Origin of the sequence: Pontibacter beigongshangensis (assembly GCF_014332515.1) — a bacterium.
GTDB classification, from domain to species: domain Bacteria; phylum Bacteroidota; class Bacteroidia; order Cytophagales; family Hymenobacteraceae; genus Pontibacter; species Pontibacter beigongshangensis.
The window spans coordinates 64,046-90,217 of the sequence record NZ_VFSD01000017.1 but is presented as its reverse complement, the minus strand read 5'-3'; the positions used below and the strand labels follow the sequence as shown (position 1 = coordinate 90,217).

General features: G+C 49.4%; 20 protein-coding genes. 10 read left to right on the top strand and 10 right to left on the bottom strand.

Translation table 11 applies throughout. The annotated features are described in order from the left end of the window. Positions 1 to 3: 3 nt before the first annotated feature. The gene (locus FJM74_RS14495; protein ID WP_206684046.1) at positions 4 to 3,255 is read right to left on the bottom strand and encodes a SusC/RagA family TonB-linked outer membrane protein; all 3,252 of its coding nucleotides are present in this window, start codon (positions 3,253 to 3,255) and stop codon (positions 4 to 6) included. Positions 3,256 to 4,351: 1,096 nt separating this feature from the next. Here FJM74_RS14495 and FJM74_RS14490 point away from each other — a divergent pair. After that, entirely contained in the window at positions 4,352 to 5,434 is a 1,083-nt protein-coding gene (locus FJM74_RS14490) for a LacI family DNA-binding transcriptional regulator (protein WP_187263338.1), read from the top strand. Positions 5,435 to 5,535: 101 nt separating this feature from the next. After that, positions 5,536 to 6,969: a tagaturonate reductase gene (locus tag FJM74_RS14485; protein ID WP_187263337.1), complete on the top strand. Its 1,434-nt coding sequence runs from the start codon at positions 5,536 to 5,538 to the stop codon at positions 6,967 to 6,969. Between the two features lie 25 nt (positions 6,970 to 6,994). On the opposite strand, the gene FJM74_RS22590 is transcribed toward FJM74_RS14485, so the two are convergent. Beyond that, positions 6,995 to 7,126, bottom strand: coding sequence for a hypothetical protein (locus tag FJM74_RS22590; RefSeq protein ID WP_262890442.1), 132 nt, complete (start codon positions 7,124 to 7,126; stop codon positions 6,995 to 6,997). A gap of 320 nt (positions 7,127 to 7,446) precedes the next feature. Between FJM74_RS22590 and FJM74_RS14480 the strand changes: the two genes are divergently transcribed. The 7 genes from FJM74_RS14480 to FJM74_RS14450 all read left to right on the top strand — a co-directional run bounded on the left by FJM74_RS14480 (position 7,447) and on the right by FJM74_RS14450 (position 18,436). Continuing rightward, the gene (locus tag FJM74_RS14480) at positions 7,447 to 8,694 is read left to right on the top strand and encodes a tagaturonate epimerase family protein (RefSeq protein WP_187263336.1); all 1,248 of its coding nucleotides are present in this window, start codon (positions 7,447 to 7,449) and stop codon (positions 8,692 to 8,694) included. A gap of 98 nt (positions 8,695 to 8,792) precedes the next feature. Next, positions 8,793 to 10,193, top strand: coding sequence for a glucuronate isomerase (uxaC, locus tag FJM74_RS14475; protein WP_187263335.1), 1,401 nt, complete (start codon positions 8,793 to 8,795; stop codon positions 10,191 to 10,193). Positions 10,194 to 10,441: 248 nt separating this feature from the next. After that, on the top strand, positions 10,442 to 11,794 hold the full coding sequence (locus tag FJM74_RS14470; RefSeq protein ID WP_187263334.1) for an MFS transporter: 1,353 nt from the start codon (positions 10,442 to 10,444) through the stop codon (positions 11,792 to 11,794). A 420-nt stretch (positions 11,795 to 12,214) separates the two neighbouring features. Continuing rightward, positions 12,215 to 13,222, top strand: coding sequence for a Gfo/Idh/MocA family protein (locus FJM74_RS14465; protein ID WP_187263333.1), 1,008 nt, complete (start codon positions 12,215 to 12,217; stop codon positions 13,220 to 13,222). Positions 13,223 to 13,756: 534 nt separating this feature from the next. After that, the gene (locus FJM74_RS14460) at positions 13,757 to 15,121 is read left to right on the top strand and encodes a Gfo/Idh/MocA family protein (RefSeq protein ID WP_187263332.1); all 1,365 of its coding nucleotides are present in this window, start codon (positions 13,757 to 13,759) and stop codon (positions 15,119 to 15,121) included. A gap of 299 nt (positions 15,122 to 15,420) precedes the next feature. After that, positions 15,421 to 17,358 (top strand): molecular chaperone DnaK, encoded by a 1,938-nt coding sequence (dnaK, locus tag FJM74_RS14455; RefSeq protein ID WP_187263331.1) that lies wholly within the window; start codon positions 15,421 to 15,423, stop codon positions 17,356 to 17,358. 226 nt (positions 17,359 to 17,584) lie between these two features. Then, on the top strand, positions 17,585 to 18,436 hold the full coding sequence (locus FJM74_RS14450) for a universal stress protein (RefSeq protein WP_187263330.1): 852 nt from the start codon (positions 17,585 to 17,587) through the stop codon (positions 18,434 to 18,436). Positions 18,437 to 18,828: 392 nt separating this feature from the next. On the opposite strand, the gene FJM74_RS14445 is transcribed toward FJM74_RS14450, so the two are convergent. From FJM74_RS14445 to FJM74_RS14435, 3 genes are all read right to left on the bottom strand, one after another. After that, positions 18,829 to 19,263, bottom strand: coding sequence for a hypothetical protein (locus FJM74_RS14445; RefSeq protein ID WP_187263329.1), 435 nt, complete (start codon positions 19,261 to 19,263; stop codon positions 18,829 to 18,831). Between the two features lie 42 nt (positions 19,264 to 19,305). Further along, positions 19,306 to 20,121 (bottom strand): thermonuclease family protein, encoded by an 816-nt coding sequence (locus FJM74_RS14440; protein WP_241739180.1) that lies wholly within the window; start codon positions 20,119 to 20,121, stop codon positions 19,306 to 19,308. A gap of 191 nt (positions 20,122 to 20,312) precedes the next feature. After that, positions 20,313 to 21,380 carry a DUF6687 family protein gene (locus tag FJM74_RS14435; RefSeq protein WP_187263328.1) on the bottom strand — a complete coding sequence of 356 codons (1,068 nt, stop codon included), beginning with the start codon at positions 21,378 to 21,380 and terminating at the stop codon, positions 20,313 to 20,315. A 290-nt stretch (positions 21,381 to 21,670) separates the two neighbouring features. Here FJM74_RS14435 and FJM74_RS14430 point away from each other — a divergent pair, with 290 nt between their 5' ends. Beyond that, positions 21,671 to 23,152, top strand: a complete 1,482-nt coding sequence (locus tag FJM74_RS14430; protein WP_187263327.1) for a nicotinate phosphoribosyltransferase — start codon at positions 21,671 to 21,673, stop codon at positions 23,150 to 23,152. Between the two features lie 82 nt (positions 23,153 to 23,234). Here FJM74_RS14430 and FJM74_RS14425 read toward each other — a convergent pair whose 3' ends face one another. From FJM74_RS14425 to FJM74_RS14405, 5 genes are all read right to left on the bottom strand, one after another. Further along, entirely contained in the window at positions 23,235 to 23,534 is a 300-nt protein-coding gene (locus tag FJM74_RS14425) for an HNH endonuclease (protein WP_187263326.1), read from the bottom strand. A gap of 379 nt (positions 23,535 to 23,913) precedes the next feature. After that, on the bottom strand, positions 23,914 to 24,333 hold the full coding sequence (locus FJM74_RS14420; protein ID WP_187263325.1) for a response regulator: 420 nt from the start codon (positions 24,331 to 24,333) through the stop codon (positions 23,914 to 23,916). Between the two features lie 15 nt (positions 24,334 to 24,348). Further along, positions 24,349 to 25,131: a sensor histidine kinase gene (locus FJM74_RS14415; protein WP_194350014.1), complete on the bottom strand. Its 783-nt coding sequence runs from the start codon at positions 25,129 to 25,131 to the stop codon at positions 24,349 to 24,351. 8 nt (positions 25,132 to 25,139) lie between these two features. Next, a complete protein-coding gene (locus FJM74_RS14410) occupies positions 25,140 to 25,787 on the bottom strand; it encodes a hypothetical protein (RefSeq protein ID WP_187263323.1) in 648 nt (215 codons plus the stop codon). A gap of 6 nt (positions 25,788 to 25,793) precedes the next feature. Then, positions 25,794 to 26,114, bottom strand: a complete 321-nt coding sequence (locus FJM74_RS14405; RefSeq protein ID WP_187263322.1) for a hypothetical protein — start codon at positions 26,112 to 26,114, stop codon at positions 25,794 to 25,796. Between the last annotated feature and the right edge of the window lie 58 nt (positions 26,115 to 26,172).

The window sequence follows — 26,172 nt, the reverse complement described above, 5'->3', positions numbered from 1 at the left end:
AAACTAAAATGTAATGTTAACTCCGGCAGTAAACGTGCGGCTTTTTGGATAACCAGAATAATCCACGCCAGGAGTTAAAGCTGCATAAGAACCACTTCTGGTGGCACTCACTTCAGGATCGTATCCTGTGTAGTTTGTCCACAGCCACGCATTATAAACTGTACCATATACCCGAAGCTGTTTCATGCCAACTTTTGATATCAATCCTTTTGGTAAAGTGTAACCAAGTGTAAGATTGCTCAACCGAAGGAAAGAACCATCTTCTACTGCATGAGAATGGAACACAGAGCCAGAAGGACTCATAGAGAATGGAGACCAGATAGTGGCATTGGCATTTAGTGCGCGCAGCTCTTCCAGATCTGTTACTACCTCACCTGCAGCATTGATATACTTAAACCTGTTATCAGAATTAACAGTGTTAAGCATATTGCCATAACTTGTTCTGTAAATCTGGTTAAACTCCAGTTTACCTGTATTGTACACATCGTTGCCATACACCCAGTTAAAGAAGGCAGAGAAATCGAATCCTTTAAAGGTAGAGTTGATACCAAAACCGCCTGAATGCTTAGGCATCGCATTTCCAATTACTTGTCTATCGTTCTCAGTTGAAATCGTACCGTCCCCATTCAGATCTTTAAACTTCAGCACACCTGGTCTAACAGAGAATCCACCCAGAAAAGCCCCCATATCAACTACCCCTTCTTTTAAGGTATAGGAATTGGTAGTTGGATTATAGGATGTAAAATCATCTACTGTATAGAAGCCATCAGTCACAAATCCGTACATCAAACCTACATTCCTGCCAACATACAACCTGTAATCATCCTGTCCTTTTAAGCTTGTACCAATCCAGTTAGATTGATAAATATCTGACTCTACACCACCTAAATCATCCACTCTTGAGCGATTAAAGCCGATGTTAAAATTAGCTGACAAAGTAAAATCTGATTTTTCAATGATACTACCGTTTAAGGCAAGTTCTATCCCTCTGTTAGAAGTCTGGCCAATGTTCTGCATCTGGGTTGGATATCCAGTGGTTGGAGGAATAGGCTTGGTTACTAACAAACCTTTTGTTGTATTGTGATACACATCAACTGTTGCCGACAAGCGATTATTAAATAAACCAAAGTCAAGGCCAAGATTTCTGGTTACTGTTGTTTCCCATTTCAACTCAGGGTTAGTTAAAATAGTCGATGCCGGCACATAGAATGGTTGTGCAACTTCGCCAAAGCCAATGGTTCTGTTCGAAGAAGAATTGTATGTTCTTCTAAAGGCGTTATCATGAATCCTGTTGTTGCCGGCTTCTCCATAACTGAATCTCAGTTTCAGGTCAGACACCACAGGAAGATCTTGCATAAAATCTTCTTCAGATATACGCCACGCAGCAGCAGCTGCCGGGAAAACACCCCACTGGTTTCCTTTAGCAAATTTGCTTGATCCGTCGGCACGGAGCGTAAAGTTGAACAAGTACCTGTTTTTTAACTGATACTGTGCACGACCGAAGAATGAGAACAAATGGTCTGGTATACCGGTTTCAGTTTCAATTCTATCCGGCGTTCCTAATGCCATGTTCTCAAACAAAACATCTGGCTGCAGGTGCGCATCGAAGTATTTTGCCCTTTGGAACCTGGAATAGCCATTTCCCATAATCATCTCCTGCCCCACTAATAGGTCTAGTGAATGAATATCATTGATGTTTTTAGTAAAGTTCAGGGTATTTGTCCATCTGTATTTTTGATCCTGTGAGTTTTGAATTTGACCAAGTGGAAGGTTACCACCTACGTTCCTGGATTCTCCGGTTAAGGGACCCCAGAAGCGCTTATCTTCTCTCCAGGAGAAATCAACGCCAAAATCTGATCTGTAAGAAAGATTTTTCAGCATAAACCATGTAAGCGATGTACTCATGTTCAGCCTCTTAGTAGCCCTGTTTCTAAAATCTTGCAAAACAAGTTCTGTCGGGCTAATAATGCTTCTCAAAAACTGATCGTAATCATCATCGGCGTCAGCACTTGTATTTGGGTCTATGTCTATAAAATCAGCCAATCCGTTAACAGGACGTGTTGTAATGCCATCGCCAACTCTTAAACTGGAACCACCTGATGTTCCGGCGCCATCTACGTCTTCATTAGAGAAACGCGTTGCCAGGTCAAGTTTCACAGACTTTGATATTTCGTGGTTCAACTTAAAGTTCAGGTAGGTTCTGGCATAGGCTGAGTTCATCAATATACCTTCATCACTGTTATGCGCTACACTAAGGCTCATTTTAGTTTTTTCAGAACCACCAGTGATACTCAGGTTATGGAATTGCGACATCGCCGGATCACCATACAATTCCTCTTGCCAATCGGTGCCTCTCTGTCTTTTATAAAGCTCTAAATCTTCATAAACACCGAAATATTTGGTAAAATTCGTAATATCAGCTCCTCCTCTTACTTTAGCATATTCGTATTGCGCCAACACATATTCATAAGGAGACAGCACTTCTAATTTGCGTGGCAGGGTACGAGCTTGCATGTAACCATTATAAGAAACCGAGGTTTTACCACTTTTCGCGCTCTTGGTTGTAATAATAACAACCCCATTAGCACCTCGCGAACCGTAAATAGCTGCAGAAGCAGCATCCTTTAACACATCTATACTGGTAATATCCGCCGGAGCTATGTCGTTGATGCTGTTCACAGGGAAGCCGTCCACTATATATAGAGGAGCATTATCCTGTGTTACGGAACCACCGCCACGTACCCTGATTATGATTTCAGCGCCTGGGGCACCGTCAGTGGTAGTTACATTCACACCAGCCATACGACCTGTCATAGCCTCAGCCACACTGGACACCGGAATTGTCTCCAGTTCCTTGGCAGACATAGAAGTGACAGCACCAGTCAGATCCTGCCTTTTGGCTGTACCGTAACCAATCACCACAACTTCATCCAGTGCCTTCGCATCAGAAGCTAAGGTAACATTAACAGTTGACCTGTTATTGATAGGCACCTCCTGCATCTGAAATCCAACGAACGAGAAAACTAACGTGCCGCTTCCATTTGGAGCAGACAAGGTGTAGTTTCCATCAATGTCTGTCGGAGCGGCAGTATTTGTTCCTTTTACCAGAACAGTCACCCCTGGCAGACCTTCTCCCTTATCATCCACCACCTTTCCGCTTACAGAAAAGCCCTGAGAGTGAGCCGCTGAAATAGCGGCAAAAACAAAAAGAAGCATTAACAAATACCTCATCTTATTAGGTAAAGTGTATTGCATAAAACATTATTTAGGTTATCAAAAATTTAACTTATTAATATGACATTAAGCGTAGAAAACAACCGGGTAAATATGCCAACGTTGGCACCATCTTAAGGATCGAATATTTTACACTAAGCTTTCCCGACACTTATGCAAACATCTCTCACTCTGCCTCCCTATGACCGCCATACTCCATTCGAAATTTCAACCAACCATTTATAATTAGATTGAACCGGTTACAGAAGGCTTATTGATATATAATCTCACTGAATCAGCCGCACACCTCAAGTCAGCACCTCCTCTAACCTAGCTAATATTCATGACTTTAATAATCACCTCTCCTCTGACTAAACTGGTCAGAAACACACCCACTTACTCCGCGCAACCGATTGCATAGTTAAACATTTTTTGATTTTTAGACAAACATTAGTTAGCAATTATTTTAAAAAAATTCAACCTGTCTATATTTATTTATTAATAAAAACCATCTTGATATATAAATAAAAAATATCCGGATTTAACATATTCACCACCGCCTCAGAAGGGCCGGAAAACGACCTTAATGCATCAAAGGACCAATTTCCAGCCCCTCCCAAGGCTGGATATCTTTAGCCACCTTCACATCACTGAATGAGTGATGTGAAGGTGGCTAAAGAAGTGGTGCTTAAAATCAGCTAACAGGAACCTGCAGGCGCAAACAAACTCGAATGTACCTACACATAGTCCGTTAGATTTAATTTTCCAAAACCCGGCAGCGGCTCTTTAATTTCTGCAAAATCTTTTGTACTTTGCGCAAACGATTACGCAACAAAGCCGGCATAACTGCAGGGCGTCAGCTTGACAGTAAATTACAGCAAAAGCCGTTGGATAGCTTTTGCTACGGAGAACAAAAAGGCTACAAAAAAAGCCTGGAGCACTGTAACACCTGGAGAAATGACAAATTTGTTACTGCCGGGGGAAAAATGAAGTCAGATTTGCATTAGTTTAATTCTCAGAGCAGGACCCTACAGGATAATGGTGTATAAAATTGTCCATATGTTTAGATAGAATTTTTTTAATCTGAAAACAATCGTTTGTTCCGGGATAAACACACAGGCTCCAAACACTACCTCACATGACAATCAAACCTAAAGTTACAATTCATGATATAGCTGAAAAGCTGAATGTAACAGCCTCTACCGTATCGCGGGCGCTTAACGACAACCCACGAATTTCTGACGCCACTAAAAAAGCTGTCCTTAAAATCGCCAAGCAGCTCAACTACCAGCCCAACAACATAGCTGCTGCCCTCCGAAACGGCCGAAGCCATATTATTGGCATCATCGTTCCTACCGCCGACCGGGCTTTCTTCTCTTCGGTGGTCAGGGGCATTGAGGAAATCGCCAACAAAATCAATTATAAAGTTATTATCTGCCAGTCCTACGACAATTACGACAAGGAGGTGCAGACCGTGGATGCCCTGCTCAATGCGCGGGTAGACGGCATCATCGCCTCTGTAGGAAAAAACACGGAGAACTTCGACCACTTTAAAAAAGCATTGGAGAAGAACGTGCCGCTCGTGCTGTTCGACCGCACCACCGATGCCCTGGAGGTGAGCCAGATTGTGATTGACGATTACCTGGGGGCCTACAAGGCCGTGGAGCATCTGGCACAGCAGGGCTGTAAAAGGATAGCCCACTTCACCAGCCCCAAAAAAGTGAGCGTGTTTAAAGAGCGCCTGAGAGGTTACCTCGATGCCCTCCGCGACAATGGCATTGCCTACGATGAAGAACTCGTGATAAAAAGCAACCTGCAGCTGGAAGACGGAAGAGAAAGCATGGAGCAGCTCCTGAAGCTGAAACAGCTGCCCGATGCCGTGTTCTCGGCCAGTGATTACGGCGCCATGGGAGCCATGCAGGTCCTGAAAGAGAACAACTTCAGGATTCCGGAGGATGTGGCCCTGGCAGGCTTCAGCAACGACCCTTTCACCTCCTTCACCGACCCTCCGCTCACTACCGTAGACCAGCTCAGCATTACCATGGGCAAAATCACGGCAGAAATCTTCTTTGAGCAGATCAGCACCCATGAAAAGCGGAACATGTCGCAGAAGATCATTCTTAAACCAGAGCTCATCATCCGGAAATCGACCTTGCGGCTTGCTGCAGTGCCCGCTGCCCCGCCCATGGGCCGGGACCTGGTGCAGGAGCAGGAAATTTAAATAGCACCAATATTTCGGCGGCATAGCCAGCCACACACCTTCTTATTACCCCCTAAACAATTAACCAAAGTACCAACAATCTTTCAGAAATCAGATTTTTTATGAAACCACTAAACAGAGAATCGGCCAATCTGCCACAACAACGGCCAGTTAAAGTGTTACAGTTTGGCGAAGGCAACTTCCTTCGCGGATTTGTGGACTGGATGATCGACATCCTGAACGAAAAAACAGACTTTAACGGCGCTGTTGAAATTGTGCAGCCACTGGGCCAGGGCATTGTGCACCTGCTCAACAAGCAGGACGGCCTGTACCACCTGCTGCTGGAAGGTATCCAGGGAGGCGAGCAAACGCAGGAAATCAGGCTGATCAGCTGCGTGGCCGATTCGCTGAACCCATACGACGATTACCAGGACTACCTGAGAAGAGGCGAGAACCCGGACCTGCAGTTCGTGATCTCCAATACCACCGAGGCAGGTATCGCTTTCGGAGCCGCCGATAAAGACATGGACACGCTGCCCTCCAGCTTCCCGGGCAAACTTACCGCTTTGCTGTATCACCGCTTCAAGCACTTTAACGGCGCCTCCGACAAAGGCCTGTACCTGATCCCGTGCGAATTGATCGAGAAGAACGGCGAGAACCTGAAAGACACCGTGCTGCAATTTGCCAGCCACTGGAACCTGCCCGAAGCATTTGTAGCCTGGATAAACGAGAGCAACATTTTCTGCAACACCCTGGTAGACCGTATCGTGCCTGGCTTCCCGAGAGACACCATCAAGGAAATACAGCAGGAGATCGGCTACGAAGACAACCTGGTGGTAAAGGCAGAGCCGTTCCACCTTTGGGTAATTGAGGCGCCGGCCGAAGTAGAAGCAGCCTTCCCTACCGCAAAAGCGGACCTGCAGGTAAAATTTGTGTCTGACCTGACGCCTTACCGCACCCGTAAAGTTCGTATCCTGAACGGAGCCCACACCGTATTGGTGCCTGTTGCCTATCTACAGGGCCTCCGCACGGTCCGGGAGGCGGTAGAGGATGCCACAGCCGGCAAATTTATAAGGGAAGCCATCTTTGAAGAGATTGTGCCTACCCTGGACCTGCCGGCCGAAGAGCTGAAGCAATTCGCCAACGACGTGATCGAGCGTTTCCAGAACCCCTTTATCCATCACGAGTTGATGTCGATCGCCCTGAACTCAGTTTCTAAATACAAGGTGCGCGTGCTGCCATCGGTGCTGGAGTTCCACCAGCGCACCGGCAAGCTTCCGCAGCGCCTGCTCCATTCGCTTGCGGCACTTATCCTGTTCTACAAAGGCGAGTGGAACGGTGACCAGATTCCACTTAACGACACGCCGGAGGTGCTCAACTTCTTTAAGAGCGCCTGGGAGAAAGGCTCTGCCGAAGAAACTGTTGCCACCGTGCTTGCCAACAAATCTTTCTGGGGCACCGACCTGACACAGATAGATGGCTTTACGACCACTGTAGCAGCAGAAGTTAAGCAACTGCAGCAAACAGCTCAGAAAGAAAAATCAGGAACTGTCTGATTTCTTTCCCTGCCCCGCACCCGGTTTAAGGCCAGATGCGGGGCAGGTATTTTTTCAGGCACCTGCTCACCTTCCGAAGCAAAATAACAGAAGCCATGCTCACTGCCAGCAACAGCACCAGATGCTCCCGAGGGGCAAAATCATTCAAATAATTCATAAAATGATACGGGGCCTACTTTACCCTGCTTTATTTGCCAAAAGGTGAGAAGATGGCGGAATAGGTTTTTATGCCACTTTACTGGCCTGAATCAGCCTCTAATCTCTTATTGTTCTCCTGAATAAAGCAGCCACACTTTCCAGATAACACTAATGCGTGTTTGTGAAATATGAATAAAATTGTTACTTAGCCATTTGATTATAGTTTTAGCAGGGCAACCTGGCTGCGGCAACATACGCTACCGGCAAATTCAATTTTAAACAGAGCTTAAATACTATAACACAAGCTTCTAAAATCAGGAAAACTAACAGAAGAACAGCATGAAAACAATCGGAAAGTATTCATTTGGGGTAGGAGACCGGTTTGCCCACCAGGGGGAAGCACAACTGCAGGCCTTTATAAAAGCCAGAGAGGCAGGTGTTGAGATCACCCCGGTCTGGAACAAATCGAACCGGGAGCACCTGACGGTAAACACCTCGCCGCAAGATGTGCGCGCAGAGGCAGATGCCGCCACCAAAGCCCTGAACTGGCAAGGCGACTACCTGGTAGATGCCGACCATATAAACCTGAAAAATGTAGACCCTTTCCTGGATGTTTCGGATTTCTTTACAATAGATGTAGCCGAGTACATTGGCAAGCCGGCAAGCACAGACGAGACAGAGGCTTTTCTGGAAGAGAACAAAGACCACCTGGGCGAGTTCTCCATACCCGGCATCTCCCACTCCTTCCCTATCGACGAGGCCCTGCTGCGTTCCATCGCGGGCAAATTTCTGGAAGCCACCAAAGAGGCAAAGAACATCTACGACTATATTACCAGCAAAAAAGGCGCTGACAATTTTATTACAGAAGTTTCGATGGATGAGGTAAGTGAGCCGCAGAGCCCGGTAGAGCTATACTTTATCCTGAAAATGCTGGCAAAACAAGGCGTGCCTGTTCAGACAATCGCTCCAAAGTTTACGGGCCAGTTCTATAAAGGCGTGGATTACCAGGGAGACATAAACCAGTTCGCAAAGGAGTTTGAGGAAGATATTCTGGTGATAAACCACGCCATAGAAAAGTTTGGCCTGCCTAAAACACTGAAACTCAGCGTACACAGCGGCAGCGACAAGTTCTCGATTTACAAGCCAATCCGGGAGCTCATTCGCAAGCACGATGCCGGCATCCATGTGAAGACAGCCGGCACCACCTGGCTCGAAGAGCTGGCAGCTCTGGCAACGGCCAGTGAGGAGGGCCTGCAGATGGCCAAAAACATTTATGCCGAAGCCCTCGACCACTATAAAGAGCTCACAGACCCTTATGCCACCGTGCTTTCTATAAACAAAGACGAGCTGCCCTCTCCTTCTGAAGTGGCCACCTGGTCGGGCCAGGAATATGCGGCGGCGCTACGCCACGACCAGAGCAACCCGGCCTACAACCCTAATTTCAGGCAGCTGATCCACTGCTCTTACAAGCTGGCCGGCAAAAAAGGGCCTGCCTTTACCGATGCCCTGAAGGCCAATAAAGAAGAGGTAGGCCGCCATGTGACGGAAAACATCTGGGAGCGCCACATAAAACCGCTTTTTTTATAGTAAAAACAGGCACCTGAGCCATCATATTGAAATAATAGTACTGCAGTTTATATAAAATAGTTAGATTTATAATATTATCAATACCATATAAAAACGCCATGTCATTTTTAGACGAGAACTTCATCCTCAAGACCAAAACGGCACAGAAACTTTACCATGAGCATGCCAAAAACATGCCCATCATCGATTACCATTGTCACCTCCCCCCGGAAGATATCGCTTCTGACAGGAAGTTCAAGAACCTGACAGAAATCTGGCTTTATGGCGACCACTACAAGTGGAGAGCCATGCGCACCAACGGGATAGATGAGAGATACTGCACCGGAGACGCCGACGATTACGCCAAGTTTGAGAAATGGGCCGAAACGGTGCCTTACACCGTGCGCAACCCACTCTACCACTGGACGCACATGGAGCTGAAACGACCTTTCGGCATAGAAAAGATCCTGAAGCCTGAAACGGCAAGAGAAATTTACGACTCCTGCACCGAAATGCTGCAGACAGACGAGTTCAGCGTACGCGGCATTCTGAAGCAGATGAACGTGAAGGTGATCTGCACCACCGATGACCCTGCCGACAGCCTGGAGCACCACCAGAAGATAAAGGCCGACGATTTTGGCATCAAAGTGCTGCCCACGTACCGCGCCGATAAAGCCATGTCGCCAGAAACAGCTGGTTACCTGGAATACCTGCAGAAACTGGAGAAAGCCTCCGGCGTTGCGATCAACAACTTCCAGGGCTTAAAAGATGCCCTGAAGCAGCGGCATGACTTCTTTCATGAGCAGGGTGGCCGCCTATCTGACCACGGCCTCGAAACCATTTATGCCGAAGACTACACTGACGAAGAGATCAACAGCATCTTCGACAAAATCCTGAGCAGGCAACAGATCTCAACAGAAGAGTTGTTGAAGTTTAAATCGGCCATGCTGATGTTCCTGGCGCTGATGGACCACGAAAAAGGCTGGACACAGCAGTTCCACCTGGGCGCCCTGCGCAACAACAACCTGCGCATGGTACGCGAACTGGGCCCCGACACAGGCTTCGACTCTATCGGCGACTTTAGCGTGGCGCAGCCGCTGGCTAAGTTCATGGGCAGGCTGGATGACAGCAACCAGCTGGCAAAAACAATCCTTTACAACCTGAACCCGCGCGACAACGAGGTCTTTGCCACCATGATCGGCAACTTTAACGCGGGGTCTTCTACGCCAGGCAAGATACAGTTCGGCTCGGGCTGGTGGTTCCTCGATCAGAAAGACGGCATGGAGAAACAGATGAACGCACTTTCGAACATGGGGCTCCTGAGCCACTTTGTGGGCATGCTCACCGACTCCAGAAGCTTCCTTTCCTACCCACGGCACGACTACTTCAGAAGGATTCTCTGCAACCTGATCGGCAACGATGTGGAGAACGGAGAACTTCCGGAGAGTGAAATGGAATGGCTGGGCCAGATGGTGGAGAATATCTGCTACAACAACGCCAAGAATTATTTTAATTTCTAGCCAATGACCAGCTTCTTCTGCTGCACTACAGCAGAAGAAGCTGGCTTTCCGATGTGATGCAGCCAGGAATCTGTAGGTTTAGCTGCGTTGATAACCAATATGGCAATTGCTGATCGCAAGTAGTAGAGGCAATCTTTCCCTGTAAATCAGTGGCGGCAATGCCCTTATGGCTAAATCGGAATTTGCCCACAAGGCACGGCAGCTAACACAACACCTGAATTAATAAAAATTTTAACACATTTTTCCTTATGACAAAGCCTACCCTTTCAAGTAGCGTCACGCAAAAAGTCGGCAACTACCGGTGGACAATCTGTGCACTGCTCTTTTTTGCCACCACCATCAACTACTTAGACCGGCAGGTACTAAGTTTGCTGCAACCCATGCTGGCCGAAGAATTCGGATGGACGGATAGCGACTACGGAACCATTGTTGGTGTATTCTCCATCGTATATGCCGCCTCCATGTTGTTTGCCGGTCGTTTAATTGATTGGTTGGGCACTAAAAAAGGATATGCCTGGTCTATTATTGTTTGGTCTTTTGGTGCTATTCTGCACGCGTTTGCCACCTTTATCCCAGGCCGTATTTTCGGTTTTACACTAGGCCGCACCGTGTTGGCTATAGGCGAGGCAGGTAACTTCCCGGCTGCCATTAAAGCCACCGCAGAGTATTTCCCTAAAAAGGAGCGGGCTTTTGCTACGGGTATTTTTAACTCAGGGGCAAACGTTGGCGCTATTCTGGCTCCTATCGTAGTGCCCTGGATCGCCTACCACATGGGCTGGCAATGGGCCTTCATTATTATCGGCGCCGTTGGTTTTGTATGGTTAATCGCCTGGTTGATTCTGTACGAAATCCCTTCCAAGAATAAAAAACTGAGTGCTGCAGAGTACATGTACATCCATAGCGACGATGTTGCAAACGAGCAGCCGATTGAAGAGGAAAAAGAAGATGACGGCCAGAGATTTTCCTTCATCCAGTGTTTGAAGTACAGACAAACCTGGTCTTTTGCCTTCGGGAAATTTATGACTGATGGGGTGTGGTGGTTCTTCCTGTTCTGGACACCGGCCTACCTGAAAGCGCAGTATGGCATGGAAGGCATTGATATCCAGTGGCCGATTGCTTTGCTCTACACCATTACCGTGTTTGGTTCTATAGGTGGCGGCGCCTTCCCTACATACTTCATCAACAAAGGCATGGAGCCTTATGCCGGCCGTATGAAAGCCATGTTTATTATTGCGCTGTTCCCGCTCGTTATTCTGGGTGCCCAGTATTTTGGGCAGTACAGCTACTGGTGGGCTATGTTGCTGATTGGCATTGGAGGTTCTGCTCACCAGGCCTGGTCAGCAAACATTTTCACTACTGTTAGCGACATGTTCCCGAAAAAAGCCACCGCAACCATTGTTGGCATCGGCGGCATGGCCGGCGGTATCGGTTCGTTCCTGATCAACAAGGGCAGCGGCATGCTGTTCGATTACAGCGAAGTTACCTGGGGAAGCAAGGAACCGGGCTACACCATTGTTTTCTGCATCTGTGCCGTGGCGTACCTGATCGCCTGGTCAGTAATGAAGACCCTGGTACCGAAAATGACGCCTTTGAAAATGTAAGAATTAGGCTAAGTACTATCTCAAAAGAGCGCTGCCCGGGTTTCCGGACAGCGCTCTTTTTGTTGAGACAGGTAATGCCGGCTCTGAATTATTTGAATGAAAAAGGTCCTCCGGAGGTAAAAAGAGACCTATGACACGGGGGCTTTTTAAGCGTGAAGAGCTGCTGTGAATCTTCCGGTTCATCTTCAAATTTCCAAATCAGCCATGTAGCCATTAAACCATTTAACAATCAGCAACCAAATTATTCTAATCAAAAAGGCCTTCCGGAGGGCTGTGCTGCTCCAGAAGGCTTACGAAGAAGTACATTAGGACTAGCTGGTGCACCTTAACGAAACAGATACTGTGGCAAATCAGGAGAGGTAAGCCGTTTTTTGCTATCTTAACTCACCAGAACAAGTTAAACCATCAAACCTGAAACCTATGAAAATGAACTGGGGCATATTGGGCGCTGCCAAAATAGCGCTGGAGAAAGTGATACCCGCCATGGCCGGCCGCCCTGACTTCCAGGTATATGGCATCGCCTCCCGGAATGTAGAAAAAGCACGGGCTGCTGCAGAAAAACTCGACATCCCGAAAGTGTATGGCTCCTACGAGGAGTTGATCGCTGACCCGGACATACACATTGTTTACAACCCGCTCCCCAACCACCTCCACGCCGAGTATACCCTCAAATGCATAGAGGCCGGGAAGCATGTGCTGTGCGAAAAGCCTATCGCCCTGAGCAGCCAGGACGTAAAGCGGCTCATAGCTGCCCGCGACAGGCACCAGGTTAAAGTTGGGGAGGCTTTTATGGTAAGATCTCATCCGCAATGGCACAAAACCAGGGAGCTGGTGCAACAGGGGGCACTCGGTAAAATAAAGCTGGTGCAAGGCAGTTTCAGTTATTTTAACGTAACACCGGGCAACATCCGCAACATAGCCGCTTACGGCGGAGGCGCCATGTGGGACATCGGCTGTTACCCGGTTACCATCTGCCGCTACGTCCTTGGTGAAGAACCTATCAGGGTCATCGGCCTGATGGAGACAGACCCCGGCTTCGGCACCGACAAATTGACCAGCGTTGTCATGCAGTTCCCGTCGGCACAGGTTGCTTTCTCGGTCAGTACCCAGTTGGTGCCGTACCAGCGCATGCACTTCTTCGGCGAAAACCAGGAGCTGGAGGTGCAGATACCCTTTAATGCGCCGAACGACACCGCCTGCGAAATCAAAATAAACCACGGCGACATACTACAGGAGCAGGTCAAGACCATCTCGTTTGCGGTTTGCGACCAGTACACACTGATGGCAGCAGCCTTTACAAAAGCCGTGAGGGAGAACACCGAAGTGCCCGTTACTCTGGAAGACGCCCTGGCCAATACTCGGGTTATCGAAGCGATCTTTCAATCGGCCAGAGAGCACCGCTGGGTAAACCTGCAGGAACTCTCTTAGCTGTAGCAGCCGCTCCACCGGTCTTCCTGCAAAACCCTGCGAGGCGGACAGAAGAAAAAGGCAGACGTACAACCTGAATTATGCTAATGAAAAAGCCCCTCCGTAACACATGCTGCTTTTGCTGCCACTCCAACAGCAAAACAGCAACAGGCTGTTATTATAAGAACTACAGACAGCCGAACCCAGGTGCAGCAGCATATTGTATGGCTGGAGGGGCTTTTTCATTAGCATAATTGCTCCGGCAACAACTATCGTCTTTTGTTTTAGGTGCCATTAGCTACCGGCATGCTGGTTCCGCTCTTTGCGGCTTCATTTTATTCCAGCTACAAAATTTAAAAAACATGACACAACAGGATGGTTTTGTAAACTGGAACCGCTATTTTAACTACCGTTAGTTCAAATCAGCTTTTATACCGCCTGTTTTGGATAAAACAGGTTCCCGTTGTTGGCTTTGGAGATAGCTTTAAGGGAACAGGCGGAGGCATGAGAGCGAACTCAATAAATTAAAACTATCTTCCAATTTTTACAATTGCTATGAACAACAGTGAAAACGGCGTCTCCAGAAGAAGCTTTCTATCAGCCACAGCCGCTCTAGCAGGCTCTGTCGTGCTAAACCCTTTTGCGGCCGTAGCATCTGCCGCTGACAAGAAAATGAGAATTGCCATTGTGGGCACCAGCGGCCGGGCACTTGGCATGTGGTCTAAATCGATCAAGGAAAAATATGGCGAAAGAGTAGAATATGTGGGGCTTTGCGATATAAACCCCGGGCGCCTGGAGTACTTCAAAAAGAAGACCGGCTTTAAATGCCCTACGTTCACCAACTTTGAGCAGATGATGAAAAAGGTGAAGCCGGACACCCTGATGGTGATGTCGGTAGACAACACGCACCACGAGTTCATTATCAAAGGCATGGAAATGGGTGCCAACATCATCACTGAAAAGCCCATGACCACCGACGAAAAGAAATGCCAGGACATTCTGGACGCGGAAAAGAAAACAGGCAAGAAAGTAACCGTAACCTTTAATTACCGCTACTCCCCGCACCGCGCCAAACTTTACGAGCTGGTACATAGCGGGGCCATCGGCGACCTTACCTCTGTCGATTTCCACTGGTACCTCGATACCCGGCACGGCTCCGATTATTTCCGCAGGTGGCACAGGCTTAAAGAAAAAGGCGGCACCCTGTGGGTGCACAAAGCTACGCACCACTTCGACCTGCTTAACTGGTGGATCGAGTCTGACCCGGAAGAGGTGTATGCATCCGGCGAACTGGAGTTCTATGGCAAAAACAACCCGTTCCGCCATACGCACTGCCGCCCCTGCCCCCACAAAGACAAATGCGATTTCTATTTCGACATTACCAAAAGGCAGCAGCTGGTGGAACTGTACGTGGACCACGAGAAACACGACGGCTACCTGCGCGACGGCTGTGTGTGGAAAGAAGACATCGACATTTATGATAAGATGGCGGCTACCATTAAGTACAAAAACGGCGTGCACGTTAGCTACTCCCTCACCACCTACTCGCCGTACGAAGGCTACCGCATTGCCTTTAACGGCACCAAAGGCCGCATAGACTGCTGGGTAGAAGAAAGCAACCCGATGGTAGAGAAAGACTATGAGGAAATTGTGCTGACGAAGAACTTCGGCGGCCGGGAGATCATAAAAGTGCCTCATGCAGAAGGCGGCCACGGTGGTGGCGACAAGCTCCTGACAGATGCCATATTCCTGGGCGTTAAATCGGACCCGCTGCGCCAGGCTGCCGGTGTAAGAGATGGTGCCCTGTCGATATTGGTAGGCATTGCGGCCCGCAACAGCTGCGAAACCGGGAAGGCTGTTAAAATAGCTGACCTCACCAGCATTAAGCCCATGGAAAAACGACAGTTTGTAACTACCTGACCGTAAATTTTTTAAGCAGCAAAAAGGCCCGGCCTGCCCCAGAAAAACTGAGGCAGGCCGGGCTATTTTATGAACCCACATGCCATGCAAAACAAGCGCCCTGCTTTAACATGCAGGCTCTGAAATTATGTCGTAAAGTGTGGGTATACTTCCAAACAAGACAGACATTGTTGCGCCCCAAGCTTTTGCTGTGACAGAATGACATAAATAAGGCACGATTTACCGCTTGGCACAAGCCTTGATATAAACCTGACAACAGAAGAAATCAGATTAAGAAATTATATTAATAAAACTATAGAATGGGAAAGATAATTGGTATTGACTTAGGTACAACTAACTCGTGCGTTTCAGTAATGGAAGGTAACGAGCCAGTAGTTATACCGAATAGCGAAGGCCGCAGAACTACACCATCTATCGTTGCCTTCCTGGACAACGGTAATGGCGAGCGCAAAGTAGGTGACCCTGCCAAACGTCAGGCAATCACAAACCCGCAGAACACCATCGCTTCTATTAAGCGCTTCATGGGCCACAGCTACAACGAAGTTAGCGAAGAAGCAAAGCAGGTGTCTTACAAAGTGGTTCAAGGCAGCAACAACACCATCCGTGTAGAGATTGGCGACAGACAGTACACACCACAGGAGATCTCCGCCATGGTGCTTCAGAAAATGAAGGCCACTGCCGAAGATTACCTCGGCACCACGGTAACAGAAGCTGTGATTACAGTTCCTGCCTACTTTAACGATGCGCAGCGTCAGGCTACAAAAGAAGCCGGTCAGATTGCTGGCCTCGAAGTAAAGCGTATCATAAACGAGCCTACAGCAGCAGCGCTGGCTTACGGTCTCGACAAAAAACATAAAGATCAGAAAATTGCCGTATTCGACTTAGGTGGCGGTACCTTCGATATCTCAATTCTGGAGCTTGGCGATGGCGTGTTTGAAGTACTATCTACCAACGGTGATACACACCTTGGTGGCGACGACTTCGACCAGGTGATCATTAACTGGCTGGCCCAGGAGTTCATCAACGACGAGAACATCGACCTGCGCAAAGACCCTATGGCCTTACAGCGCCTGAAAGAAGCTGCTGAGAAGGCGAAAGTTGAACTTTCCAGCTCAAACGAGACGGAGATCAACCTGCCTTACATTATGCCGGTAAATGGTATTCCGAAGCACCTGGTGCGTAAACTGACCCGCGCAAAATTCGAGCAGCTTTCTGATGACCTGATCCGCCGCTCTATGGAGCCTTGCCGCAAGGCCCTGAAAGATGCCGGCCTGTCTACTTCCGATATTGATGAAGTAATTCTGGTTGGTGGTTCTACCCGTATTCCAAGAGTACAGGAAGAAGTGGAGAAATTCTTCGGTAAGAAGCCTTCTAAAGGAGTAAACCCGGATGAAGTGGTAGCAATTGGTGCCGCTATACAAGGTGGTGTACTGACCGGAGAAGTTAAAGACGTGCTCCTGCTGGACGTAACGCCACTTTCGCTGGGTATTGAGACCATGGGCGGTGTGATGACCAAACTGATCGAGTCGAACACAACCATTCCTACGAAGAAGTCTGAGACGTTCTCGACTGCTTCCGATAACCAGCCATCTGTAGAGATACACGTGCTGCAGGGTGAGCGCCCTATGGCCCGCGACAACCGCACCATCGGCCGCTTCCACCTGGATGGCATTCCGCCAGCACCACGTGGCGTTTCGCAGATCGAAGTTATTTTCGACATCGACGCCAACGGTATTCTGCACGTAACAGCTAAAGATAAAGCCACCGGTAAAGAGCAGAAGATCCGCATCGAGGCTTCCTCTGGTCTGAGCGAGCAGGAAATTGAGCGCATGCGCCAGGAAGCCGAAGCCAACGCCGAAGCTGACAAAAAGGCCAAAGAAGAGATCGAGAAGCTGAACGCAGCCGACTCTATGATCTTCCAGACCGAAAAGCAGCTGAAAGAGTATGGCGACAAGCTGTCAGAAGGCAACAAAACTGCCATTGAAGGGGCCCTTGGCCAACTCCGCACCGCACACGGAGCCAAAGACATAGCTGGCATCGATGCAGCTCTGGAAGCGCTGAACAATGCCTGGAGCGCAGCCTCTCAGGAGATGTACGCAGCCACACAAGGCCAGCCAGGTGGCGCACCAGGCGGCAACGGCCAGCCCGGAGGACCAGATGCTGGTGCCCAGGGAGCCTCAGCCGATGGCGGCGTAACCGACGTAGACTACGAAGAAGTAGACGGCAGCAAGCAGTAACATCAACTCAACTATATAAAAAAGTCCCCCGCTGTTTCAGTGGGGGACTTTTTTTGTTTAAAGATTTTATGTTTTGAGTTGGGCGCCTGATCAATATCATACGAAAAGCAACGTCTGATAATATGTTTCGAACTGATTTCCCTAAAATCGCTAATCTCTTTTTGCCCGGCACGTATACATAGGCAAACCAGGATATACGTATTCCTGAACACCCATACCAACGTCTATGAAAAAGATTCTTTGCCCAACCGACTTTTCTAAAACGGCTATGAAGGCGGTAGACTATGCCGCTACCATTGCGCAACGCGCGGGTGCACGCCTTACGCTCCTGCACGTGGTGCACCTGCCCGTGGTAGACACCTCCGAAACAGCTCTGATCGCCAGTGAACTACTGCAGGAACAGATCAGGGATGCGCATGAAAAAATGAAGGACCTGCAACACCGGATCGAAGAGAAATATAGTGGCAGCAACAATGGCTTTTCCTGCGATTATATCATAAAAGAATCGCTCCTGACAGATATTGCCGAGCACCTGACCAGCACCGAAGGTTACCACATGATTGTGATGGGTACTACCGGCGGTGGCAGCGCCCTGGAAGAGCTGCTGATTGGCAGCAATGCCGAAGCGGTGATAGAGCAGGTCCGCTGCCCTGTACTCACCATCCCGGCCACGGCTAACTGGCCTGACATCCGGAAAATTATTTATGCCTCAGACTATGTGGAAGAAGACAAATATGCTTTGCAACAGGTTTGGGAAATGGCCAATCTTTTTGATGCCACAGTAGATGTGATCCATGTTTCGAGAGAGGCCACCCCGGAAAGCGGAGCCAAGGCACAGCAGTTCTGGGAGGAGCTGCAGCGCCTGTTCCCGGATAGCCCGATGCGGTTTCAGGAAGTAGTGAGCAGGCACCGCATGGATGGGATCAAAGCTTACTATAATGAATCGGAAGCCAGCCTGGTAGCTATACTCCGCAAAGACAAAGGGTTTTTCCAGGAGCTCTTCTCACGTAGCCTGACCGAGAAAATGACCTATAAAGCCGATGTGCCGCTGCTGGTGTTGCATAGCAGAAAGCTCTAACCGGGCAAGCTGACTATTCCCAGTTTCCGCGATACAGGCAAGTATCTAATTATTCCAATGGTTTTGCCCCTCCGGAGCGTCTTGTTGCTGCTGCTGAAAAAAGACACTAGAAGCAGGGCTTTTTCCGGCTGCATCAGCGTGAGAGGAGGAGCAGGGTGGCTACTTGATGGGATGGCTGATTATTCTAATAGAAAAGGTCCTCCGGAGGCTCTGCTGCTGCTCGAGGTCATGAGCACCCGCGAGTGGTGCGGCTACATTTTTATGAATCCTATTGATACTGTCCTTCCTGTTGGCAGAACCATCTCCCAATCTGCTCATCTCCAACTTAACCAATCAACCATGTAGCCATTTAACAATTGGCCCATCAGCACATTAAAAAATCAGCACATTAATTACCGCCTTTGGATCACCTGCTGCTCATCGAAAATAACAGCCAGGTCTTTGCTGCAGATGTCGCAGTTGTAGCGGCCGTAATCTTCTACAGCGCGTAGCAGCATCACATTCTTCTTCAGGGTTTTGCAGCCGTTCAGGGTTTCGCAGTCGTACTTGGTGTGGAAAACATCGGCGTTGGCATCGTCGCAGACATATACTCTGTCGCGGGCCATCTCCGTCGGGATCCGGTGAAATTGTGGTGCAGGCCTGCGTTCCTGCTGGGCAGCAGAATCTGCCGCAGCGGCTTCTGTTTGATCAATGGCAGTTGTACCGTCTGTATGTTCCTGCTCCGGCGCCTGGCAGGCGGCAGCGAAAACCGTCAGAAACAGCACAAAAACGTTAAATTCCTTTAAGAAGGACAAGCCCGGAAAAGGGTTGGTGAACTTTGTTGTCATGGGTTAGGTATACGGATTTCTACATACGGCAAGCAGCAGTGCTCAGGAACTGCACGTTTTGTCGAGCCTGCGGCCATGCTGCCTGATGGCTTCTGCCTCTGTCATTTTCAGCACCCCGGCTTTGCAGCGTTTTAGCACAGAGCAAGTGGTAGAAACATGATAAACGGCAGAACCGGAGCTGTTGCAAAGGTAAACAATTCGTTTGGTTGCTCCAGCCGGAATCGGAGCTTTGGCGTTTTCGGCTGCGGCAGCTTCAGCCAGGATGGTGCTTTTATTTTTGCGGAAATCCCAGGGCGGCATCGGGTTGGGGTCTTTCCAAAGGCCACGTTTAAAACGGCGGGCATCTGTTTCGAGGTTGGCCAGGTTCTGGTCTTTGGAATACTCCTTGTAATGCCAGGCAAACCCGGCGCGCACCATCTCTTCGTTCAAGTTACGTCCGTCTGGCAGAATAATGGAACCCACAGTGCGGCCGTAGCGGTCGGTGTTGTGTGCTATGAGCTGCACGTACTTGCCAAAGGCCAGGTCGGAGGCATACTGTTTTGCCCGCTGCCCAAAGTCCTGGTTTTTCTCCGGGCTGTCGATGCCATATAGGCGCACTTTTATCACCTGCCCGTTCCGAAGCAGGTCCATCGTATCGCCATCTTTCACGGCCACTACCCTGTCGCCGGCTCTTTTTTCAGGTTTTCTGTTTTCCGGCTGAGGCTGCTCTGCTTCAGCAACAGGCACTTCAGAAGTTGGTGCGTCAGCAACTGGCCTCTCCTGCCTGTGGCGGGTTTCGTGGGTATTGCCCGGGTCTTGCTTGCAACCCCAGAAGAGCAGCAGGCAGAGTAAGACAGACTTCAAGTAAAGCAGTTTCAAGGTTATGTATTTTTAAGTAAAGTAGGTTGGTACCGGGGCCATGGCTAAAATAAGTACCTCCTGCCCTTCATCCATTGTAAGGTAAATGGTAGCCGAAAAAAGGCCCGTTTCCTGTTTTATACGCCTAACCTCCATTTTTAATCAAACCAGGGCATGATTTGTTCTGAACAGCGTCAGGCGCAAACTACCCATCAGAATGGCAGCTTTTGCTGCAGCTCCTTTATCTCTTTCCAGCTCCAGAAGTAACGTGGCTCCAGGCCGGCATAAGCTTCCGTAAAGAAAGCTGTGACCACCTGCTTCAGTTCCTCCACCGCAATAGAAGAGCTATGGATTTTGCGTGAGGTCGGGTTATCGTAGGCTTCCATGTGGGTAAGTGCTTCGCCATCCAGCCGCAACAGTGGGCCGGTTTCTGTAATGGCATCGCCGGTCCAGGTGCGGCCTGATTTCTCCAACGCGTTAAGCCGTGCCGCCAGGGGTGCCAGGTTAAGGCGGGGCAGCGTAGGCCTGGAGCTGAGGTCTACCCAGGTGGTATACTTATACTCCAGCTCATACCGGTTGTCGCTGTAGCAGGTCAGCACTATATCAAAGCCTTGCGTACGGCTGAAGAGGGCATAGTAATGAAGCGGCTCCGGCAGCTCCAGTACGATAAGGCCGATAGCCGGATGGCGGGTAATCTTCGCCTCTGGCGTGTACATATCGCGGTAACCGAGCAGCACCTCTCCCACTTCCTCCTCCCAGGCAGCTTTCTCCCAATCGGGGTCCTGGAGCACACGGCCGAACTCGCGCAGGAAGTAAGCAAACTTTTTAGGGCACAGCGTCACCTCCGACTCTGGCAGTTGCTCCGCACCGAAAGGCGGATAGAACAGCTCCTTCTCCCGTGCATTTATCCAGCAAACCAGCTTCAGGGCCTCCCCTGCCAGCGGATGGTTCAGGTCGAGTTCTCTGAAATCGCCGATCAGGGCCATTTGCCGCAACACCTCCTCGTTCTGCAGGGCCAGCTCCGGGTGCAGCAGGCTCCAGACACCCACAAAGCCATCTATATCAAAGTGATTGGCCGTAACGTAAGGTAACTCTAAACCGGGCAGGTTCAGCCGCAGCGCGTGCAGCACCATGGCGGCGCTGGTATTGTCGCGTACTTCAGCAGGCGTGGGAGCGCCCCGCCAATGCGATAATACCAGTCCATTCGGGTGCATACTGTCTACTATTATAGCCTTGTGCTGCTTTAGTTCAGAAAAGGGAATAAATTGCCGCTGTATCATATTGTAAAGTTAAAAATTGTGCCGGTGAATTGTTGCCACATCCAAGGATAAATCCTTACTTGAAACAAGCTTTGTGCCTCCCGATGAAACTGTAGCAGAAAACCGGATCAGCAGCAGCAGGAGCAGAAGTGCCTCCGGAGGGCCTTTTTGATTAGAATAATTCTGAAAGGCAGCCTTTTATGCTTCCCAACCGGACCCGGCAAGGCATCGCTGAAAGTACTAGACCATGGCAACTCCCCGAAGCCAGCTCAAAAGCTGTTCTTCGGGCCATCACCTTTGTAAAACATGTTATGAAATTAAACGACATTTACGCCACCTCCCTTTCGCTGCTCACCGACCTGTACCAGCTTACCATGGCCTATGGTTACTGGAAGCAGGGCATGGCCGAGCAGGAAGCTGTATTCCACCTGTACTTTCGCAAAAACCCGTTTAAGGGCGGCTACACTGTAGCAGCGGGTTTAGCCCACGCCATCAACTACCTGGAGCAGCTCCGGTTTCAGGAAGAAGACCTGGCGTACCTGGCCAGCCTGAAAGGAAGCCGGCAGCAACCCCTGTTCGAGCCCGCTTTTCTGGACTACCTGCGCCAGATGCGCTTTACCTGCGATGTAGACGCCATTCCGGAAGGAACAGTCGTGTTCCCGAACGAGCCGCTGATAAGGGTACGCGGTCCGCTCCTGCAGGCGCAGCTCATCGAAACGCCCCTGCTTACGATCATCAACTTTCAGACGCTTATCGCTACCAAGGCTGCGCGTGTGGCAGATGCGGCCAAAGGCCACCGGGTGGTGGAGTTCGGCATGCGCCGGGCGCAGGGCATAGACGGAGCGCTGGCAGCCAGCCGGGCCGCTTATATTGGGGGTGCCGCCGCTACCTCTAATGTGCTCGCCGGAAAGCTTTTCGGCATTCCGCTCAGCGGCACCCATGCCCATAGCTGGGTACAGGCCTTTGCTTCCGAGCAGGAAGCCTTCAGAGCCTATGGCGAGGCCTTCCCCTACGACTCTGTCTTTCTGGTTGATACCTATAACACACTGGAAGGAGTAAAAAAGGCCATCGCTACCGCCAACGAGCTGAAGGATCAGGGGTTTACCTTCAATGCCATCCGGCTCGACTCCGGCGACCTGACTTACCTTAGCGTAGAGGCCCGCAAACTGCTCGACGCCGCCGGTTACGTTAATACCAACATTGTAGCCAGCAACGACCTGGACGAGCACATTATTACCAGTCTGCGCCAGGAAGGCTCTAAGGTGAACATCTGGGGGGTAGGCACCCAGATGGTAACGGCCTACGACCAGCCGGCTCTTGGCGGGGTTTACAAGCTGGCGGCCCTGCAACAGGAAAACGGGGAGTGGTCTTACAAAATAAAGCTCTCGGAGCAACTGGCAAAAACCTCTACGCCAGGCATACTGCAGGTGCGGCGGTTCTACAACGAGAACGGCTCTCTGGCCGACATGATTTTTAACGAAGCGGAAAAGCAACCTGAGCGTGTGGTGATTGTAGACCCCGCAGACAGCACACGCCGCAAAACCATTGTACCGGGCACCGCTTTCAAAGACCTGCTGGTGCCAGTTTTTGTGAAAGGCGAGCTGCAGTATGCCCCGCCTGCCTTACCAGACATAAAAGCCAAGGTGCAGCAGGAGCTAAACACGCTGCACGAGAGCATCAGGCGCTACCTGAACCCGCACAGCTACCCGGCAGGCCTGGAAGACAGCCTGCACCAGTTTAAAATAGACCTGGTACTGAAGCTAAAGGAACAGGGAAATAGTACGGAGGTATAGTCGTAACCGACGTTGCGGAAGGAACTCAAACCTGGCGCAGAAATTTTTACAGCGCCATGTTTGAGTTCCTAATGCAAGCCGTTTACCTTTTGCGCCTGGCCCGGCTTCTTCTGTTGGAAATGCGTTCTATGGGGCGGCCTTTGACCCATTTCAGATACTTTTGCAGTCCCTCCGCCGACTTCAGAGCGCTTATACTGTTGTAAATTGTGGCCAGTTCCTGGTTGCTGAACGTGAGGTGGAGGGTGCTGTGGCAGGGTTGGCAGAGCTCTGCGGTTGGTCCGTAGCGGCCACCTTCTTCGCGAGGCACCAGGTGGTGCCGCGACAGGTACTGTACTTCCCGTTCGCAAAGTTCACAAACAAGTATCTCCTGCTTTCTGGCCATTGTTTCCTCAAGGCTTTAAGTTGCTTTATTTCTTAAAACACCATCTGGTGCCAGATGGTTTTGAGAAAGGCCCTGACAGGAGGTTAACCAGCAGCCACAATGGCAGTACAGCGAAGAAGACCTATTGCTTCTCCAAATTAGAAATTATGGTAGATATACTTTTAAATGGCTTAACAAGCATCAAACCTTTCTAAAAATCAAATTGGAGGAGCACTGTACCGGTTGAAACACGCTTATTTGATCATCTGTATTTCAGAATTTTATTGCCCCCCAGTCCTCTACCAATCCTGCCGCATCCCTTATGGTGCAGCTTGATACGGGATTTCAGGAGTTTTACCACCTGTTCCGCCAGACAAGGCAGCGCAGGCAGCAGGTCGAATTAATTGGCGAAGGGCTGGTTTGGCAGCTTCTGAACATATTTTTGCCCTTGATACACCACCTGCAGGGCGTTGCGCAACTCATCCGGCTCTGCTGCTTTGGTGAGGTAGCCATGTACTCCTTCTTCCAACAGGTTCTCCACCAGTTGCTCCTCTCCGTACATAGAGAGCAGGAGAATTTTTACATCCGGAAATTTGCTGATAATATAGCGGGCAGTAGCAATGCCATCAATATCAGGCATTTCCAGGTCCAACAGCACCACATCGGGTATGGCATATTCTATCTTCTCCAGCAATTCAAACCCAGTGCCGGCATCGTAGAGTATGGTTATCTCCTCAAAGCTCTTCATGATTTCCAGCAGTCCCTTCCGGAAGAGTGTATGATCATCAGCTACGGCTAAGGTGATTGGCTTTCGGTCCATAATTTAATGTATTATCTAATTATTGTCAGTTGGAATAGAGGCGACAAAAGTTACACCGCTACCCTTCTCTGAGCTAAAATCAAGTGTTCCATTCAGGAGAGCAATCCTGCTCTGGAGGTTTGTAAGCCCCAGCCCTGCGTAGGCATTGTCTAACAGGTTCTGGTAGTCAAACCCTTTGCCGTTGTCGGTATAGGTCAGCATCAGCTTATCAGCTTCAAAATGGAGCCGTATATAAATCTCTGTGGCTGCTGCATGCTTTATAGTGTTGGCCAGCAACTCCTGCAGGATTCTGTACAGGGCCAGTTCCAGCCTTTGTGCCACACGCCGTGCCGGCTCATTGCACTCAAACTTTACGTGCAGGTTGCTATCGACAGGTAAGCTGCGCCTCAGGCTCTCGATGCCCTGCACCAGTCCGTACTTGTTCAGCACAACGGGCATCAGGTCATGCGATATCCGGCGGACGCTGCTCATCACCTCATCCAGTTTCACCTTCAGTTTTTGTATCGCAAGGCTGCCATCTGTTGCCGCATCTTCTGAAGAAGCATTTACCCACTGCCCTGCCTGCATCTTAGCCAGGGCCAGCATGGTACCCACCTCATCGTGCAGGTCGCGGGCCAAACGCCTTCGTTCTGCCTCCTGGGCCTCCAGCGCCGCCTCCAGCAATTGCCGCTGCCTTGTTTCCTGCAGCTGCCGCAAATGCTCCTGATGCCTGATAAGCCGCCTCTGGTATAAGATCAGAAAACCTATCAGACCTAGGGCCAGCAGCAGTATGATAGTGGTCGCTATTACAAATGGCAAAAACGGACTCACCCCTTCGGCACTCTCCTTAGCACTAACACCAGCACTATATTAAAAATTATATTCGAAAAATTAACAGCAATCATACTCAGCATCATGTACTCCCTCGGATAGTCCAGCATGACATTAAAAAGTGAGTTATACACCGATGAAACCGCAAAATAAAACATCACCCCCGCACTCAACATAAAATAGGGGTCATCAAACAACTCTTTCTGGTCGATGCGCTTTAGCTTCTGGTAAAAATACAACATAGCCAGACCAACCATGAAAACGCTCTCTATAGACCTTGGGTAAGAATTATAGGTGGTAAGGCCCTCCAAATATAGCACATTAAAGGCACTAAACAGGAAAAAGAATATGATAGAGATCAAAATTAACCTTCGTACGCTGGCAGCATCAAAGGCGTAATAGTAAATGAAGGCCAGAATCGCATACTCTACCGGCACGTACACATGAGACATCCAGAGGTTGTTCTGCTGATGCGCTGCTGTTATCCATCCGCCTGCTTCTACCAGTGCAATAAGAACAGAAAACCAGAAGATCTGCAAAATAAGCCTGTGCTTTGTGGTGCGGAGCAGGCTCAGACTATACAAAAGAGGGGCCAGAATACTAAAAGCAGAAAGTTCCTTAATTATGTTGAATAAAATGGCCATTCAAAATTACTTACCTGCCAACGAGCCAACACTACAGTATGGAGGACAACTGGATGACTTATCCAAAACTATTCCATCTTCCTGATCATTTCCATCCGCATCCACGCCAATCAGGATCAGTTGTTTTTTACCGGAGTCGTCTATGCCGTAATACATTCTGGCGCCCATGCAACCGTCCTGCGCCAGCAGCCGCTGCAGCACCTCGCGTCCAAAAAAGTGAGCTTTTACCACGTCTTCATTTTTATGCATGTCGCGGTAATTCTGCGTCCATGCCTGGGCGGTGGCCAGATCTATTTCGCCCCCTTCGTTTCCGTTAAAAACTGCCATATAGTCGGTTTGGGTTTATGTAAGCTTAAATATAGCAAATATAAAATGTAATATCCCG